Below are 17,348 nucleotides of genomic sequence, written 5' to 3'. Positions count from 1 at the left end.
CCTTCTGGGAGTAGGACGTACGTTATATCAGGTGTAGTTTCAAGCTAAATCTTACTATATAGTTGATTTTCAATTCAATATGATTTTGAAATGAGTGATAAAGCCAAACCACGGGAGTCAAATTGCCTATAACTAAATAAAATTATTCTATAGATTATTTAATTGATCAACATGAAAAAACTTATTTACTTTCTGTTATTGCTATCTGGAGGTGCCTATGCTCAGGAGACCCTTCAGACGGTGACCGATAACGGAAGGATTACTACCAACAGGCTGGGCCTAGAGGATGGTGCCTATGTGGAAAACTGGGATTTTTCCATTTACGGAGAATCTATGGGCTATCGGGATCCTTTGCGAGTATTCGGCAACCTGGATGGCTCTGCCGCTGTGCTTTCCGACGGAGCCATCCGCTTTGACCGCTCCTATGATATCTTCGAGGAGGACGGCTCTTCTCTGATCATGGTTTATCCCCCTTCAGGAATCCCTTACATCAGGAGATATGGATCCGACTTCACGATATTCAAGATCTGGAGCCCGACTGCTTCCAGACAGGCCTACGAATCCACACTTGCCCTGGTCAATGGGGACAATGAGGAGGAGTTTCTCGACCTCTACAACATGAACTACCCCAGCAACAGCAGCTTTGGCATACGCCTACAAAAAAGAGGTACGGGAAATTACAAGAAGTTCCATTTTGAATACAGCGACGGGGATGAACTCTATAAGGTGATGTCCTTGGCCCCTGATACTACAGCCGTGTTCCATGGGAAGGTAGGCATTGGTACTGAGGCCACCGGACATCAACTAGCAGTAGCCGGAGGGGTAATGGCAGAATCGGTGGAAGTAAAACTGCAGACAGAATGGCCTGATTATGTTTTTGAAGAAGGATATAAAAGGCTTTCCTTACAGGAACTGGATCAGTATATACAGGAGAACGGTACTTTGCCTGAAGTCCCGTCTGCAGAAAAGGTTGCCCATAAAGGGATCAACCTGGGTCAGATGGATGCTACACTGCTGAAGAAAGTTGAAGAAATCACACTGTATCTGATTGAGCAAGGGAAAAAACTGGAAATCCTTGAAATGGAAAACCAGCAGCTGAGACAGGAACTTAAAAGAATGAAAGATGGGAAATAGCCTAAGAATTCTCTTTTTGATGCTGTTTATAGTAGCTGGCTCTGCTGCTACGGCACAAGTGGATAACAGGCCATCCAAGGATACTGAACATAAATTTGACAGTACCCACCGGTTTAAAATCGAAGACGGACTGTACGTCGGTGTCCATATAGACAAAAATAAAAAACAACCATCTGCCCAAAAGGTAATCAGGAACATGAAAACCAATAACCCGGCATTGGATTCGGCAAAAACAAAGCGGTTTGTTTTGGATGATGGGTCGGATATTGGAGTGGGGGCAGGCTATAGGTCTGAAAGGGCAAAGAGTTTTGAACAGCGAAAAACCCAAGCTACAGTAGCTAAGAAAAAACTGGCTCCCAGCCCTGAGGCAGATACTGTTCAGCAAAAAAGAATTGTTATCCAGGATGGCAGGTATGTAGGTGCCGGACCTAAAAAGGGCACCCCATGAAAGGTAAAGGTTTTGTTTTGGTATTGTTCATAGGCCTATTCTTGGGTGAAGTTCAAGCACAAAAAATGCCTGCAACTATTCCCCTCCGGCTTCCCAAAAACGGACTGAGTACCGGTATCCCCAAACTTCCCACCAAACCAGAAATCCCTTATCTGGAAGAGCTCAAACAGATCCAGTCACTGAAGAAGTCCTACGATTCCCTGCGTAGAGAACTCAAAGATCTCAGGGAAATAACAGCTGACAGTACACAAAGGGACAGTCTATTTACGCTGGCCAAAGAGCGGAGCAGCGAAGTGCTGGAAGAGGAAAGCAAAACACTGGAAAGTCTGATCCAAAGCGATGATATTCCAGGGCAGGAAATTAAAAATGCCTCAAAAAACATACTGGAGAGGGTTAATGATTCCAAGGCTAGGTTAAAGGATATCAGGCAAGTGGATGATCTGGAATCACTGGTGGATCAAAACAATGAAAATCTTAAGGCACTTACCAATGAATGGATCATGCCCAAATTGGAGGAACAGCTCACAGGAGTAGTGAAGGATGGGTTTGATCCAAGAAGCGCCGAACTCCCGGATTTCTATGGGAAGGATGCGCTGGCAGAATTGACAAAAAATGGATTGCCTTCAGAAGTGCCTTTTGATCAGGCAAAAGCACTTGCAACCGAGAAAGCGGGGCATATCAGCGAAGAATATATTCAAAAAGCAGGAAAGGATTTTTCTAAACTGAAAATTGATTCACTTGGGAATATTAAGACCATTCCATCCGAGTTGAAAAACAAAAATAAAGAATTTTTTGAGCCAAACCGGTTAAAAGAAGTCCCCGTTGTCCACCGGATCGGCACGATGCTCTGGTATGATCCATTGACTTCCTTTGGGGATGGGTTGCTGCTGGATTATGGATTGACTTATTCCTTTTCACAGCAGTTTGCCTTGATGGGAGGTGTGACCTGGAAAAAGCAGTTTGACGACAAAGAGCAATTGAGGAGAGAAGGTCTGGGAATGTTTACGGGAGTACGTTTCAGTAAGGGGAACTGGTTTGCACAGGGCACATTAAACCGGAATCAGGTTACCATCACCAACCCACCAGGATACGAGTCAATGGATTTTGATGGAAAAGCCTGGGCCTCCAGTTTTGCGTTGGGAAGGACCATTCCTATAGGCAGTACCATCCGATCAGTGGTGATAGGCTCCGTTGATCCGTTTTTTGACAAGAAATCCAGCTTATACAAGAGCAGAGTCCAGCTGAAGATCGGCTTTGAGATCGGTTCCTTCAAGAAAATCAAGCAGGAGTTCAAGGAGATGATTCCAATGGATGAGTTGAAGGAAAAAGGCGATGAGCAGGTGGAGTATTATTTGAAGGATATTGGGAATTTTGAATTGTAAGATTTTAATTGATATAATAGTGTGTTAAGTATGTTATTAGATTATAATAAGAATGTAGAACATGCTTACAAAGAAGATTAAAAAGTGTACTTTGTAAGTACGTATATGTTGCTCTAATTGAATCAGAAAAACAATAATGTAAGAATAATTAAATTCAAAATATGAACTACAGGTTATTATTTATTCTATGGTGCTGGCTTATAACTAGTACTTCGTTCTCACAACAAACAATTACACTGTCAGGTGAAATTCCTTTGCAACTTACTTACACCGGTTCGGGTACATTCAATAAGACCGCTATTTATAATTCTACAAATGGATTTATAATCGACTTAGCGAAGAGTATAGATAATATTTCTGGAATCCCAATTGATTTTAAGATAGATAGCAGGGGTGGAGGGCATAATTTTCTAACTGTAAAAGGCTCAAATGGTAACATTGGTGTTGGTACTCTTAATCCAGGATATAAACTTGATGTGATAGGGACAATCCGTTCTCGAGAAATAAAAGTAGAAATGCAAGGAGCAGACTTTGTGTTTGCTGAAAATTACGGATTGATGCCTCTTTCCGAATTGGAAGCTTTCGTGAAAATGAACAAACACTTACCACAAATAGAAAAAGCTTCAGATATGGAGGCTGAAGGAGTGGAACTAGGTGCTCTTAATTCAAAGCTTCTTCAAAAAATTGAGGAACTAACTTTATATGTGATTGAGCTTAAGAAGGAAATTGAGCAAATAAAATCCAGCCAGGATAAGTGAAATAAATAACCTTCAAAATATTAACTTTAAACTTTTTCCTATGGAAATTCAACTTAACTTTCAATATAAATTAATAGACATTCCAAACAAGATATGTATTTGAAAAGAAAATCTTATATATATATATATATATATATATATATTACGGATTGTGGATGAATTGGATTTTAATATAAGAGTTTTTTGAAATTCCAAACGAAGTCAGAGAATTAGCAACTGGGATTTAGTTGGAAAAAATAGTTAAAACTCTTTCCGAAAATATAAGAGCAGACCTTCTACATTTTTATTAAGGAAAAGTAAATAAACTAGTGGGATCTATGGGTCTATGAATTTTGTCTTGAAATATTCTTAAGCCTGAATCGTTAACTTAAAAAAAAATATTATTCCTTTTCTAATTTGATTCATGTGGGTTGTTAATACTAATGATTTTTATAACGCTAGATTGTTTGCTAAATTACAAAATTGTGTGAAAGCAGATATAGTTATAAAACAGATCGTCTGAACTAGGCATTTTTTTTGTATCAAAACACAAGGTATTACTACGTTATAGAATTAAAGTTTTATATTTAAATATTTTAAAAGCATATATAAATTTAAGAATGAAAGTTTTCTGGCCGATTGGCCGATATAAATATCTAATAAATTGCTTAAGAAAATCTTATGAAAAAATCAATTCTACCATTTCTATTTCTTATATTTTTGTCCGTTTACTCTAAAGGACAAAATCAGAGTATTGCGCTAAACAGTTATTTTGGAGTTTATACGGATATCGATAAATTTATTTATGACGGAGCTTTTTTAGGTAACTATTCTTTAGGCTGGTTTTCATATCAAAGTAGTGCAGAAACTAGGTTGTCAGGATTTGGAGGAATTAAATTTTTTACAAATTCGACCCCTAGAATGACAATTTCCGATATTGGCAATATTGGAATAGGAACAACAAATCCAGGTTCTTGGAAATTGGCTGTCAATGGGCAGATAAGAGCTAAAGAAATAAAAGTTGAAACAAGTTGGTCTGATTTTGTTTTTTATGATGATTATAAATTACCGACCCTGAATGAGGTTGAGAATCATATCAAAGAAAAAGGGCACTTGAAAGATATTCCTAGTGCTAAGGAGGTTGCTGAAAATGGAATTTATCTTGGAGAAATGGACTCAAAATTATTGCGGAAAATAGAAGAGTTGACGCTATATATTATTGATTTGAGAAAGGACATGGATAGAATGAATTTAGATTATCAAAAATTAAGGAAAAATATAGATTCGCTAAACATTTATAAAAATCAAATGCATTCAAAATTGTAATATAATTATGAAAAAAAATATCAGGGGTTTGTTGTGTGTTTTAACTATTTATTTGTCTGTTTTTACAAGTTTTGTAAATGCGCAAAACCTTAATTCTATATCGGGGAGTGGTTTCAATATTGTAGTTGGGCCTGGGGCTGTTAATATCCCAGAGTCGAATACAGTTACGTTGGGATTCCAGTCTGAATTTGATTTGAACTATCGTTGGCAAATGGTTAATGCGCACCAGACAGATAATTTTTATTTGCGTAGGCATACGTTTGGATGGAGTCCTTGGTTTAAGATTTACCATTCAGGAAATTTAAATAAGCTGGATATTGATTTTGCAGCCAACAATATTACCAGTACGGGCAGAGTAAAATCGACTTCAAGCGAAATTTATTTCTCAGGGAATGACGCAGGGAAAATTGTTGGCTTTTCTGCTCCTGAGCAAGCAAACCTGTTGGGAATGAATTTTTTGACTGCAGTCGGGTATTCTCAGACTGGTCAAACCTACCAGCAAGCCATGTCTCTAAGAAGATTTTGGAATGGTTCCGCGTATTCTTCCCGTCTATCTGTTGATGGAGAAGTAATTGCAAAAGAAATCAAGGTTCAGGTTAGCGTCCCTGCTGATTATGTTTTTGAGGAAGGTTATCAACTGATGTCTCTACGGGAGGTCGAGAATTATATTAAATCAAATAAACATCTGCCTAATGTTCCTTCTGCTCAAACGCTGTTGGACGACGGGTGGAAAGTAGGAGAAATGAATAATAAACTTCTCGAAAAAGTCGAAGAACTTACCCTTTATATAATTGAATTAAAAAAGGAGATCGATCAGATCAAGAAGGATCAAACTCTTAAAAATTAAATTTTATGAATCCTTTTTAATAAAATAATAAACCTAAGTCCTAAATTTTATGGTAGGGTTGTAGGTGTTTATAAGTATTTATCATTTGTCATGAATGCCTGGCATCCACTCGTTTTTTACTGATAATCCCTTATGTATAATCAAACTCACAGATTAATCTCCTATGGATTTTACTATTATCACATTTGGAAAAATAATCAAATTAAACGGCTATGTCTGGAATTAGCTCTATACAATGCTTACTCACAAGGGGTATAAAGTTAATGTTAACTAGAAGGATTCTAAAACCAAGGTACTTAACTCTTTCGACATCGCTCGGATTTCAACGGATTTGGGATTTATATACATGGCTATTAGTTGGAATAGATTATCTAAGTTTTGATATTACAGTGTGTAGTAATTGTTTATATCACTCATGTGGTGAGAATAACGCTGCTATGAAAGTCTAACTAATTATTGAAATAAAAATTGTCACACTATTTACCTGGGGGAAATGAAAGAAATACGTCAATGGATACCTGAACTATACTTAGTAACTTCTACTATATTTTATTGGATTTTTACGGGGACTCTTCTTAATCCCTTCGCATTGGCTTTAGTTACTGGTTTGGCAATCACGATTTTTTGGAAGAATATCATTTCCGGAATGGTAATGGCTAGTTGTTTTTTAATTCTTAGCCTATACATGGTTTTGGCATTACTTTCTGAGTTTTATCAATTTTTGGTTATCGATTTTGATGCTAAGTTACTTTTGAGTCTCGGAGCTGTATGGTTAGGGTTGAACCTTGTTTTTTCGATTGCCATGATTGTAAAGTGGGCAAAGAAAATAGTCCAATCCTCAGGGGTTTTAGAATGGGCATAAGTCAGGACAGGTGATTTTACCTGTTAGAAGCCTACTTAATTGCTGAAAACCCTTGGAAAGAATTCCTTATTCCGGGTATTGATTCAAGATCCTGATTTGAACTTAGGTTAAGTGCTTGGGGAATGGGGAATAAATTGTCCTTAGCCTCAATGGGCTTCCCTTAATTGCCACTTTTTATTCCCATGACCTTCCCGATACATAATCAGGATTCAATAGAGCAGCGAGGGAGCTAGGCGAGGGAAATATGAGTGTTAAAACTACTTTTCTGCCAAGTAAATATTATGTTTTTATGATGCTCCTACGATGCTCCTACGATGCTGGTACGATCAGCCATCGAAGATGCATCGGACATGCAATGGGGAAAGTAAGTAGGAATACTGTAGTGTCTGAAGCAACTTAGTGATATAGTTTCCTCTTGAAATTTGCTTAGCTATGACTCATTTACCAAGCAACCTTTACTAAAAGACAGGATATGTGAGAACAGGAGCGCATGTTACTTTTAGGTTTTTATGGTTTTGATTCATATTGATTCTTAAACTAACTATCCACTGGTTTTTTCCTGATAATTACGATATTGTCCAACCCGCTTACTTATCACTTATGGATGTACCCATTATCACGTTTGAAGAAATCATCAAATTAAACGGCCATGACTGGGATCGGGCATATGCTGTGCTGACCTACCATCTCGAAAAAGGCAATATCAAAAAAGAAGTGATGGAAAATGGGATGGTGGTTTATCATAATTCAGCCCGAGTGAAGGAATTCACGCTGACCCATGATAAACCAATTGAGCCAGACCCTGTCAAGAAAGTAGTGATGCGCCCTAGACGGAAATGAATAAACAAGGATGAGGGGAAAGGGTGAGGTTGTGGAATCATTTTCTACCGGCTACTGGAAGGGCTTGGTATGGATAATAGAGTAGGGCAAGGAGTCAGGATATAATTCATAAATCATTTTGGTCTTGGGCCGAGTAGTAGGGTATACAAATCCCACCCAGTCAACATGGCGATGTGACTACGCCTAGTCTGGGGGAGTTTTTGGAAAATCGTTTAAGGCAAACCTTATCATAAAATGGAAGGATGGAGTTGATAATGTTATAAGCTTTTGTATTTTTGTAACGATCAATACAAAAATAAAATGAGGGGAAGACCAACACAGCATAACAACAAACACCTGATTGAAAAAGCACAGGATATCTTTTGGAAGAAAGGTTATACCGCTACTTCCATGGGGGATTTGCTTGAAGCTACCGGTACAGGAAGCGGGAGCTTTTACAATACTTTTAAAGGAGGGAAAAAAGAAGTGTTTCGAAAAGCAATTCTCCAACGCAGGGAAGCCTTTCATCTATTTCAGAAGGGCCTTAATGAAAGTGAAGCTCCGCTGGATTTGATTAAGGATTTCTTTAGAAACATAGCAGATGCCGAAAATGAGACCCATTTAAAAGGTTGCATCATAGCCAATTCAGTAGTAGAAATGACCTTCGTGGACCAAGATCTGGAAATGGAGGCTATAACTATTCTCAAAGAGGTGGAGCAAATGTTTTCAGATACCATTCAAAAAGCCCAAGACTCAGGTAAGATCCAAAACCGAACAGATGCGAAGATTCTAGGAAGGTATTTGATCACATTCTGGTGTGGCTTGAATACACTTCGAAGAATGTACCCGGATCCTGATATACTTCAGCAACAAATAGAAATGCAATTAGCTGCCATCAGCTGATTTTTTTTAACTATTTATGGAATGATCAATACAAAAATTAAAACCTAAAAGAAAAGATTTATGGACTTAAAAGTAGAATCAAAAAAAGCGTTTATCAGTGGCTCCACACAGGGGATAGGTTTCGCAATTGCCCGACAACTTTTGGATGAGGGGGCAGAGGTGGTTCTCAACGGCCGGGAAGAAAAGAAACTCAAAAGAGCAGTAGAAAAATTGACGCAGGAATATCCCCAAAGCACAGTTACCGGAATTGCAGCTGATTTTTCTGATGGGGAAGAGGTAAATGCGCTTCTGAGTGAATTGGGAGACATTGATATTCTTGTCAATAATGTCGGTGTTTTTGAATTGAAAGCCTTTGGTGAAATAGCTGATTCCGACTGGATGAACATGTTCAATATCAACGTGATGAGCAGTGTCCGTTTATGCAGGCATCTTTTGCCAGGCATGCTTGAGCGAAATTTTGGACGGATTGTTTTTATAGCAAGTGAATCAGGAGTGAATGTCCCTGCCAATATGATCCATTATGGTATGAGCAAGGCAGCTATGCTGGCAATCAGTAATGGGTTGTCTAAATTGACAAAAGGAAAAAACATCACGGTTAACAGCATTTTGGGCGGACCTACCTATTCTGATGGTGTAGCCGCTGCGGTGGAACAGATTGCAGGCACACAGAATTTGTCGGTGGAGCAGATGAAAGCGGGGATCATTCAACAAACCAACCCGGATTCACTGTTGCAGCGCTTTATTGATCCGTCTGAAATCGCATCTTTAGCAGCGTATTTGGCAAGTCCGCTTTCCATAGCCACAAATGGGGCTTCCTTGCGTGCTGATGGAGGGGTTCTAAGGCAGATTTAAAATAAGTAAGCGATAATAACATGCTGCAAGCAATTACCTGTTCATTAGTATACTATAGACTTGTTGTGAAAAATCCCATCAGCGGCATCATGGAAGATTGAAAAGCCTAACTTACCGTAAATAGCGAGAGGCCAGGCTTTGTTTAAATACTGCTTACTTTGTATACCACACAATTAAGCTCCCTTGCTAATGTCGCTCATGTGACTACTTGGATGCTAGGGTAGACCGGCGAGGATTCCTTTAACAGATATACTGATTTCTACTTTCGGTTTTTCCCTTGATGCTCCCTTACTTCTCCCTTGCCGTTCCCTTGATTGTCCGTGTGCGTAAGGGAGATACAAGGGAACAGGAAGGGGTTTACTCGGGAGTTCTATGCACTTCGCCTAGAGGTTGATACGATGCTTCTACGATGCTGCTTCGATGCTGGTACGATCAGGCATCGTAGGAGCATCGTTGATTCATTAGGCTTGTAATGGATAAATCACGGATTATGTGCAAGGGAGGAAAGGTTAAAAAAGGAAGTTAGGGTGGGATGCATGTCAATTGAAAAAGGAGGGCAATAGGACAGATAGCTATCTCTCCATTACTTACCTGCAAAGGATGCATAACCAAAGGTTCTAGTCCTTCGACTTTGCGTCGACGTTGGGTCGACCATGGTTCTAATTTTCATCACTGCCCTGGCGAAGAAAAGCAGACCAAACCGAGCTAGACTAGATGATGACGAAGGTTTAAATGAAACTAGTTCGTCATTGACGAACCAATTAGAAAATCACCCTATTGAATTATCCTCCTCATAGAAGAGTGAGTTAGAAAATGCAGCCAAAGGCCCAACACCAAGAATATCAGGGTAAGACAGAACATTAGAAATCTTCCAGCGGATAGATTTTAGTCATGGGGAACTTATAAGTTGGCAAATTGCAGGTTAAGTATTTTATACTTCTCACTTTCAGATGCTCACAAAATCCACCTTGTTTCCCATGCATTTTTGGGCTATCCTTATCTGGAAATTATCTCAGCACTGGAATTTTTGATTAAACGGATTTTTCTTTCCCGAAGTCAGCAGTGCGATGCGTAGGTTAACAGAAAATGGCTCTCAAAAAATCAGAATTATATAGCTCCCTATGGGCAAGTTGCGATGCGTTAAGAGGCGGAATGGATGCCTCACAATACAAGGATTACGTATTGGTGATGCTTTTCCTGAAGTATGTATCAGACAAGGCTGATGCTGATCCAAATGCCTTGATTGAAGTGCCGGAAGGTTGCAACTTCAGGGATATTGCTGCATTGAAAGGGCAAAAGGATATCGGTGAAAAGATAGACATTGCCATCGGTAAACTTGCCGAGGAAAATGCACTGCAAAATGTGATCGATATGATCAGCTTCAACGATGAGGAGAAGCTGGGGAAAGGCAAGGAGCTGATTGATACCGTGAGTAAGTTGGTTGCTATTTTTGAAAAGCCGGAGCTGAATTTCAGTAAAAACAATGCCGGGGGTGATGACATTCTGGGTGATGCCTATGAATACCTGATGCGACATTTTGCTACGGAATCCGGCAAAGCAAAAGGCCAATTTTATACCCCTTCGGAAGTAAGCCGGATCATGGCAAAAGTCTTGGGGATTCGAAAGGATCAGGTGAGCCAGTCATTCTATGATCCTACCTGTGGATCCGGATCTTTGCTTCTGAAAATTGCCGATGAATGCAATGCTTCTACCTCACTGTTTGGTCAGGAGAAGGATGTATCGACAGCTGCCTTAGCGAAGATGAATATGATCCTCCATGACAATCCTACAGCCAGAATTGAGAAGGGGCAATCCACCTTGTCCAACCCACTTTTTCTGGATGACAGGGGAGAGCTGAAGACCTTCGATTACGCAGTTGCTAATCCACCCTTTTCGCTTAAAAACTGGATGCAGGGCTTTAATCCATGGGAAGATGAATTCAATCGCTTCACGGGTTTTGGGGTTCCTCCGGAGAAAAACGGAGATTATGCATTCCTGCTTCATATCATCCATTCACTCAAGAGCAATGGAAAGGGAGCTGTGATTTTGCCTCATGGCGTACTGTTCAGGGGAAATGCAGAATCGGAAATCCGTCAAAATCTGATCAAACGCGGTCTGATCAAAGGGATTATCGGTTTGCCGTCTAACTTGTTTTACGGGACGGGTATTCCTGCCTGTATCATAGTGATAGACAAAGAAAATGCAGCTTCCCGACAAGGGGTTTTCTTTGTGGATGCAAGCAAGGGATATATAAAGGACGGAAACAAGAACCGGCTTCGCGACCAGGATCTGCATAAGATTGTGGATGTCTTCACCAAGGAGATAGAGATACCCAAATACAGTAGGAAGGTGTCTATCACAGAAATTGCGGAGAAGGAGTACAACCTCAATATTCCACGCTACATAGACGGTACCGAGTCCGAAGACATTCAAAACATAGAAGCTCATTTACTTGGAGGAATTCCTGATGCAGATATTAATGCTTTGCAAAACTACTGGGATGTATATAAGGGATTAAAAACCCATCTTTTTGAGGCTATTGATCGGGAAGGGTTTAGCAGGCTAAAAGTGGCTAAGGAAGAAGTGAAGCAGGAGATTTTTGGGCATAGCTCATTCACAGCTTATGCTGAAAAAGTCAATCAGGTATTTGGGAAATGGAAAGGGGAAAACAAACCTGTTTGCCTGTGTATAGATTCGGAAGTAAAGCCCAAAGAATTTATTCATCAGCTCAGCGAGAAGCTATTATTGGCTTTTACCAACCTAAACCTGATCGATCAGTACGATGTGTATCAGCAGCTGATGGATTACTGGATGGAGACCATGCAGGATGACGTGTATTTGCTGGTGGCAGAAGGATGGAAGGCAGGAAAGCAGATTGAATATACGAAAAAAGTATTTGAGGGCCGGTTGATTCCAAAAGCCTTACTTGTAGCGCAGTATTTTCAGGAAGAGCAGGATAAACTCAATCATCTGGAAGCAGACAGGGAGTCTCTGGCCGCTCAGCAGGAAGAACTGGAGGAAGAGCACAGTGGGGAAGATGGTTATTTTGCTGATTTTGATAAAGTCAACAAAGCGGCAGTGACTGCAAGACTAAAGGAACTGAAACCTACAATTAAACTTTCCGAAAAGGAATTGATGGCTGCCGAGCCGTCCCCTGGATATGGGGAAATCGGAGTACTGGAACGCTACCTGGAGCTCAGTGAAGAACAGACTGCGCTGAACAAGAAAATCAAAGAAAAACAGGGGGAGCTGGATAAAAAGCTACTTGGACAATATGCGAAGCTGACCGAGGAAGAGATCCAAACACTGATTGTAGAGCATAAATGGATGGCTCATCTGGAATCAACCATTCATAACGAAATGCAGCGGATCTCTCAACGGTTGACTCAGCGGATCAAGGAATTGGGAGAGCGCTACGATACACCCTTGCCGGAACTATCCAAGCAAGTGACTAACTGGGAAGCTAAGGTCAGTGAGCACCTGGCGAAGATGGGGTATTCGGGCATTTGATCTAGTTTATTTTGTCGTAATTATCTACTGAATTTGCGACAAAATGGACTCCTAAATCCCTCTAAAAAAGCTCCTAATAATAAGAGCGTCAGTTATCTAAAATAATTTTGAGAACCAATCGCCAAGCTATAATGGAAACAGTAACTAAACCCGGCTACAAACACACTGAATTGGGATGGATTCCTGAGGATTGGGATTTAAGGTCATATTGTGATTTGTTTTCTTTTTTAAGCACGGCAACTTACTCAAGGGCAGATTTGCAGGATGATCAAGAAATTAGATATATACATTATGGAGATATTCATACTAAATACGATTTTCATTTAGATATTTTAAATTCCAATCTTCCTTCCATCTCAAATAATAAATTAAAAGCTTATAGCCTTTTGCAAGAAGGAGACTTAGTTATGGCTGATGCTTCAGAAGACTATGATGGAGTAGGAAAAAGCATTGAAATTAATAATGTTGGGAATAGAAAGGTGATTTCTGGTCTCCATACCTTTTTGTTGCGGGATTATCATAAGAGAACTGCTAGTGGATTTAAGGGATATTTGCATGCAAATCCATTTGTTAAAAAACAGTTTTATGAATTAGCAACTGGAATGAAAGTCTTTGGGGTTTCGAAAAACAATCTTAAAAAAGTATTTATCCCACTTCCCCCTCTCCACGAACAAACCGCCATCGCCACAGCTCTCAGCGATATGGACAGATATATCAGCAGTCTGGAAGCACTGATCGCAAAGAAGCGCCTGATCAAGCAGGGGGCCATGCAAGAGTTACTGACTCCTAAAGAGGATTGGGAAATGAGGAAGTTTGGGGAGGTATTTAATATAAGTGGCGGCTATTCAGCTTCTAGGGATCAGCTATCTAATGAAGGTTATTGTTATCTTCATTATGGAGATATTCACGGTTCAAATAAATCCTATGTGAATGTTGAAAATGAATATGGGAACATTCCTAAATTGAATATTGGTTTAGCAAAAATCTCATCTAAATCACTTTTGAAAAATGGGGATATAGTTTTTGTAGACGCTTCAGAAGATATGGATGGTGTGAGTAAGTTTATAGTTGTAGAAAACCATCCTGAAATACCCTTCATTTCAGGATTGCATACAATAGTGGCTAAATCTAAAACGGAATTTCTTGACTTAAACTACAAGAAATACTGCTTTCAGGCAAAGTATATAAAAGAGCAGTTCCAGTATTTTGCCGTTGGTACTAAAGTGAGCGGAGTCAGTAAATCAAGCGTAAAGCAAATCGATCTCTATTTTCCCAAAATGGAAGAGCAAATAGAAATTGGGAAAATATTAAGTTCAATGGACAATGAAATCCATAATATTAATAATAAGTTGTCAAAAGCTCTTCTTTTAAAACAAGGCATGATGCAGGAGTTATTGACTGGGAGGACGAGGCTGATTTAGCTATGGAAAGTTCAACTGCAGAGTTAATATCGTCGGTGATTCTAGGAATAGTTGCTTCTGGGATAGCAATTCATTTTTCCCTTAAAGGAAAAAAAATGGAGGAAGACCGGTTTATGAAAGAACTCTTTCAGGATTTCAATGCAAGATATGACAAGCTGAACAATTCTTTAATCAAGATAAGTATGCTTGATCCTAGAATCAGTGTTGATGACTTCAGGAAGAAAACCAAGCTATACAATGATTTAATCGATTATTTTAATCTCTGTGCTGAAGAGTACTATTGGTTCAGAGAAGAGCGAATTAGGAAGAAAGTCTGGAAAAGCTGGAAGGCAGGAATGGATTACTGGTATGAGAATTTACCAATTCTAAGAGTAGTTTGGGAGGAGGAAATAAAAGGAAATGGTAGACTGTCCTATTATTTGGACAGAGAAGAAAAAGATTTTTTTAGTAGAAAGTAGTCTTATGCCCTGCCCACACAAATTCCAAGAATACCTTAATCTGGAGAAACTCGATTTCCTCCCGGAAATAGTAATTGTGGGCACTTTTAATCCCGCTTGGCCTGAAGGGAATTATGCGGAATGGTTTTATGGGAGAATCAGGAATAACTATTTCTGGGATGTATTGCCCAGAATGATTGATCCTGAACTGAGTTTAAGACGGAAAGGAATTCATACCAAAGAGTGGAAACTTTTTTGCAAGCAAAACAAGTTTGCCCTGACAGATTTGATTTACTGCATAGAGGATGCAGATAGCCAGAATCCTGCTCATCGGGAAGCGTTAAAATCCTACAGCGATGCCTCCATTTGCAGGTACTTTTCGGCAATTACTTTTACGGATATCCTGGGAATTCTTCATCGTTTTCCCACTATCAAACAGGTCTATCTCACTACCCAGGCTACCATCGAAGTGTTCAATCAACAATGGATCGAAATAGAAAATTATGGTCAGGAAAACGGACTTACTGTAAAGCGGTTACTTACACCATCTGCCAGTGCCAGATTTCAAATGGGAACCTATAAGTCAGACAACCCTCTGGATAAAACCCCGCTCAGAAATTTCATTTATCAGCAGTGGAAGAATACTTGGGGTACATAAAAAATGTGTATTTTAAACAAAATTTGCATAAAAAACGTAAATTTATACTCTAAAATCGTGTAAATAAACTTTTTTCACGTAGCATTGTATTCAAATCGTAAAGCCATGATCGTTCATTTTTCAGTTCAGAATTTCCGGTCTATCAAGAATCGGGTAGATATCAGTTTTGAGAAGACAGGGTTAAAAGGACTGCCTTCAAACTATTTTGCGGCACCTGCCAAAACCCAGCTGTTAAAGACTGCGGTTCTTTACGGGCCAAATGCATCAGGGAAAAGTACCGTACTCCAGGCATTTCATGCCTTAGAGTTTTTGGTAGTTAATTCAACTGGATTCAAGCCAGATCAGCCTATTTCGCCTTATGAGCCTCATTTACTTGATCTGGCTACAAAGAATAAGGCAGTGAAATTTCACATTGTGTTCTTTGGCAGTGACCGGATAAAATATGAGTTCGTAGTTTCCTTCGGAAAAAAAATGGTCGAAACCGAGGAACTGTATTTTTATCCAAATGGAGTGCAATCCTTACTCTATCAGCGAAGAGCCGAGAAGGAAATTAAATTTGGAGATGCATACAAAGGCGCAAAAAAAGCAATTGAAAAACTTCTTTTACCAAATCAGCTCTTTCTTTCCAAAGCTGCAGAAAATAATGTGGAGTCGCTTTTAATTCCTTTTCAATTTTTCGGGAAAGGAATGATGATTTTTCCTTTCTTGAATGAAAATCACGAATCCGATTTGAAGCGACTTTATGCCAGTCGTCTCGCAGAGGAGAAATATTCGCATTTTACAAATAGGCTAAATGCTTTGATCTGTGCCTTGGATACTGGTATTTCATCTGTTTCTGCCAAGGAAGTAGAATGGAATAACTATAAGTTTCCTGACAATTTACCAGAGGACATCAAACGGAAAATACAAGAGGACTATAAATACGATATCAAGACTTCCCACCCCTTGTACGATGGAGGGAAGCTGGTAGGACAGGAGCTTTTTGATGTAGATGAGGAATCTACGGGGACTAAAAGCCTTTTGGTGATCGGTGGGATTATTTTGGATTCATTGGAGACCGGCAGAGTGTTGGTTGTGGATGAGTTTGAGAAAAACCTGCATCCTTCTATTACCAGTTACCTCATCAGTCTTTTCCATAATCCCCTGACTAATCCAAAGAATGCGCAATTGATCTTTGCGACACATGACATTACCCAACTTGCAAATGGGGCTTTTAGACGGGATCAGATTTGGTTTACGGAAAAGAATCAATTTGGAGCTACAGAATTATACGCATGTTCTGATATTAAGGGGATTCGGACTGAAAATCCCTTGGATAAATGGTATGCTTCAGGGAAATTGGGTGCGACTCCTATTATCAATGACGTGGATTTTTTGATTAAAATGCAGGAAGATGTCCTTGAGGAGACCGAATAAGCGGATTTTGATTTTATGTGAGGGAGTGACAGAGAAACTGTATGCTACCTCACTTCGGGCAGAGCTGGGTAGAAACCTACAGAGAAGTATAGCTGTGGAGGTAACCCAGGGAGATCAACAGAATCCTTTAGACCTGGTGAGGGAGGCTATCACAAAAAAGAAAAAAGCCAGAAAGGAAAAGAATCCATACGATGACATCTGGATATTTTTTGACCATGACAACTGGCCGCAGTTGAGAGATGCGTTCCGGTTGATAGAGACGGAGGGGTTCAAATTTTCTTTTACCGCGCTTTGCTTAGAGCATTGGTTTATCCTTCATTTTGAAGAGTGCGGAAGGGCGTTTCAGCGGGGTGAAGATGCGCTTAGTCATCTTAGAAGGGTATGGCCTCAATACCATAAAACCAAACTGAACCACTTTGCTGAATTGAAAACCAAGCTGCCGTTGGCCATGGAGCGTGCCTCTCGGATGAATGGCAGGCAAGAGGAAAATACCGTCACAGAGAGGAATCCTTATTGTACTATTCCGGATTTGATTTCCTTTTTTCAATCACTATAGGCCGGATACCTGGGCAAAATTGTCCATTATCTCACTTAAT

At 39.7% G+C, this 17,348-nt stretch carries 16 protein-coding genes; all 16 read left to right on the top strand.

The window, feature by feature from the left end:
* The first annotated feature begins 171 nt into the window (after positions 1 to 171).
* Positions 172 to 1,134: a hypothetical protein gene (locus BM386_RS12885; RefSeq protein ID WP_091694869.1), complete on the top strand. Its 963-nt coding sequence runs from the start codon at positions 172 to 174 to the stop codon at positions 1,132 to 1,134.
* Positions 1,124 to 1,582 carry a hypothetical protein gene (locus BM386_RS12880; protein WP_091694867.1) on the top strand — a complete coding sequence of 153 codons (459 nt, stop codon included), beginning with the start codon at positions 1,124 to 1,126 and terminating at the stop codon, positions 1,580 to 1,582. Before BM386_RS12885 ends, BM386_RS12880 begins: the two co-directional genes overlap by 11 nt.
* Positions 1,579 to 2,964 carry a hypothetical protein gene (locus BM386_RS12875; RefSeq protein WP_091694864.1) on the top strand — a complete coding sequence of 462 codons (1,386 nt, stop codon included), beginning with the start codon at positions 1,579 to 1,581 and terminating at the stop codon, positions 2,962 to 2,964. The genes BM386_RS12880 and BM386_RS12875 overlap by 4 nt, the downstream gene beginning before the upstream one ends.
* A 161-nt stretch (positions 2,965 to 3,125) precedes the next feature.
* Positions 3,126 to 3,722, top strand: coding sequence for a hypothetical protein (locus BM386_RS12870; RefSeq protein ID WP_091694860.1), 597 nt, complete (start codon positions 3,126 to 3,128; stop codon positions 3,720 to 3,722).
* Positions 3,723 to 4,382: 660 nt separating this feature from the next.
* Positions 4,383 to 5,027, top strand: a complete 645-nt coding sequence (locus BM386_RS12865) for a hypothetical protein (RefSeq protein WP_091694857.1) — start codon at positions 4,383 to 4,385, stop codon at positions 5,025 to 5,027.
* Between the two features lie 7 nt (positions 5,028 to 5,034).
* The gene (locus BM386_RS12860; RefSeq protein WP_091694854.1) at positions 5,035 to 5,874 is read left to right on the top strand and encodes a pyocin knob domain-containing protein; all 840 of its coding nucleotides are present in this window, start codon (positions 5,035 to 5,037) and stop codon (positions 5,872 to 5,874) included.
* Between the two features lie 493 nt (positions 5,875 to 6,367).
* Positions 6,368 to 6,736, top strand: coding sequence for a hypothetical protein (locus BM386_RS12855; RefSeq protein ID WP_091694852.1), 369 nt, complete (start codon positions 6,368 to 6,370; stop codon positions 6,734 to 6,736).
* Between the two features lie 600 nt (positions 6,737 to 7,336).
* Entirely contained in the window at positions 7,337 to 7,576 is a 240-nt protein-coding gene (locus BM386_RS12850; protein ID WP_091694849.1) for a hypothetical protein, read from the top strand.
* A 300-nt stretch (positions 7,577 to 7,876) separates the two neighbouring features.
* The gene (locus BM386_RS12845) at positions 7,877 to 8,458 is read left to right on the top strand and encodes a TetR/AcrR family transcriptional regulator (RefSeq protein WP_091694846.1); all 582 of its coding nucleotides are present in this window, start codon (positions 7,877 to 7,879) and stop codon (positions 8,456 to 8,458) included.
* A gap of 60 nt (positions 8,459 to 8,518) precedes the next feature.
* On the top strand, positions 8,519 to 9,310 hold the full coding sequence (locus BM386_RS12840; protein WP_091694843.1) for an SDR family NAD(P)-dependent oxidoreductase: 792 nt from the start codon (positions 8,519 to 8,521) through the stop codon (positions 9,308 to 9,310).
* A gap of 1,086 nt (positions 9,311 to 10,396) precedes the next feature.
* Positions 10,397 to 12,820 (top strand): type I restriction-modification system subunit M, encoded by a 2,424-nt coding sequence (locus tag BM386_RS12835; RefSeq protein WP_091694840.1) that lies wholly within the window; start codon positions 10,397 to 10,399, stop codon positions 12,818 to 12,820.
* Between the two features lie 131 nt (positions 12,821 to 12,951).
* A complete protein-coding gene (locus tag BM386_RS12830) occupies positions 12,952 to 14,241 on the top strand; it encodes a restriction endonuclease subunit S (RefSeq protein WP_091694838.1) in 1,290 nt (429 codons plus the stop codon).
* 2 nt (positions 14,242 to 14,243) lie between these two features.
* Positions 14,244 to 14,699: a hypothetical protein gene (locus tag BM386_RS12825; RefSeq protein WP_091694835.1), complete on the top strand. Its 456-nt coding sequence runs from the start codon at positions 14,244 to 14,246 to the stop codon at positions 14,697 to 14,699.
* Positions 14,700 to 14,703: 4 nt separating this feature from the next.
* Positions 14,704 to 15,336 carry a hypothetical protein gene (locus BM386_RS12820; RefSeq protein WP_091694833.1) on the top strand — a complete coding sequence of 211 codons (633 nt, stop codon included), beginning with the start codon at positions 14,704 to 14,706 and terminating at the stop codon, positions 15,334 to 15,336.
* A 105-nt stretch (positions 15,337 to 15,441) separates the two neighbouring features.
* The gene (locus BM386_RS12815; protein WP_091694830.1) at positions 15,442 to 16,752 is read left to right on the top strand and encodes an AAA family ATPase; all 1,311 of its coding nucleotides are present in this window, start codon (positions 15,442 to 15,444) and stop codon (positions 16,750 to 16,752) included.
* The gene (locus tag BM386_RS12810) at positions 16,730 to 17,308 is read left to right on the top strand and encodes an RloB family protein (protein ID WP_091694828.1); all 579 of its coding nucleotides are present in this window, start codon (positions 16,730 to 16,732) and stop codon (positions 17,306 to 17,308) included. The genes BM386_RS12815 and BM386_RS12810 overlap by 23 nt, the downstream gene beginning before the upstream one ends.
* The last annotated feature ends 40 nt before the right edge of the window (positions 17,309 to 17,348 follow it).

Origin of the sequence: Algoriphagus locisalis (assembly GCF_900116615.1) — a bacterium.
GTDB classification, from domain to species: domain Bacteria; phylum Bacteroidota; class Bacteroidia; order Cytophagales; family Cyclobacteriaceae; genus Algoriphagus; species Algoriphagus locisalis.
This window is presented reverse-complemented; position numbering and strand designations above follow the sequence as displayed.

Bases quoted from the DNA above. Each gene is read 5' to 3' on its own strand.
- BM386_RS12870 (WP_091694860.1), top strand. From the start codon at position 3,126: ATGAACTACAGGTTATTATTTATTCTATGGTGCTGGCTTATAACTAGT.
- BM386_RS12820 (WP_091694833.1), top strand. From the start codon at position 14,704: ATGCCCTGCCCACACAAATTCCAAGAATACCTTAATCTGGAGAAACTC.
- BM386_RS12860 (WP_091694854.1), top strand. From the start codon at position 5,035: ATGAAAAAAAATATCAGGGGTTTGTTGTGTGTTTTAACTATTTATTTG.
- BM386_RS12845 (WP_091694846.1), top strand. From the start codon at position 7,877: ATGAGGGGAAGACCAACACAGCATAACAACAAACACCTGATTGAAAAA.
- BM386_RS12840 (WP_091694843.1), top strand. From the start codon at position 8,519: ATGGACTTAAAAGTAGAATCAAAAAAAGCGTTTATCAGTGGCTCCACA.
- BM386_RS12835 (WP_091694840.1), top strand. From the start codon at position 10,397: ATGGCTCTCAAAAAATCAGAATTATATAGCTCCCTATGGGCAAGTTGC.
- BM386_RS12830 (WP_091694838.1), top strand. From the start codon at position 12,952: ATGGAAACAGTAACTAAACCCGGCTACAAACACACTGAATTGGGATGG.
- BM386_RS12850 (WP_091694849.1), top strand. From the start codon at position 7,337: ATGGATGTACCCATTATCACGTTTGAAGAAATCATCAAATTAAACGGC.
- BM386_RS12875 (WP_091694864.1), top strand. From the start codon at position 1,579: ATGAAAGGTAAAGGTTTTGTTTTGGTATTGTTCATAGGCCTATTCTTG.
- BM386_RS12825 (WP_091694835.1), top strand. From the start codon at position 14,244: ATGGAAAGTTCAACTGCAGAGTTAATATCGTCGGTGATTCTAGGAATA.
- BM386_RS12880 (WP_091694867.1), top strand. From the start codon at position 1,124: ATGGGAAATAGCCTAAGAATTCTCTTTTTGATGCTGTTTATAGTAGCT.
- BM386_RS12810 (WP_091694828.1), top strand. From the start codon at position 16,730: ATGTCCTTGAGGAGACCGAATAAGCGGATTTTGATTTTATGTGAGGGA.
- BM386_RS12855 (WP_091694852.1), top strand. From the start codon at position 6,368: ATGAAAGAAATACGTCAATGGATACCTGAACTATACTTAGTAACTTCT.
- BM386_RS12865 (WP_091694857.1), top strand. From the start codon at position 4,383: ATGAAAAAATCAATTCTACCATTTCTATTTCTTATATTTTTGTCCGTT.
- BM386_RS12885 (WP_091694869.1), top strand. From the start codon at position 172: ATGAAAAAACTTATTTACTTTCTGTTATTGCTATCTGGAGGTGCCTAT.
- BM386_RS12815 (WP_091694830.1), top strand. From the start codon at position 15,442: ATGATCGTTCATTTTTCAGTTCAGAATTTCCGGTCTATCAAGAATCGG.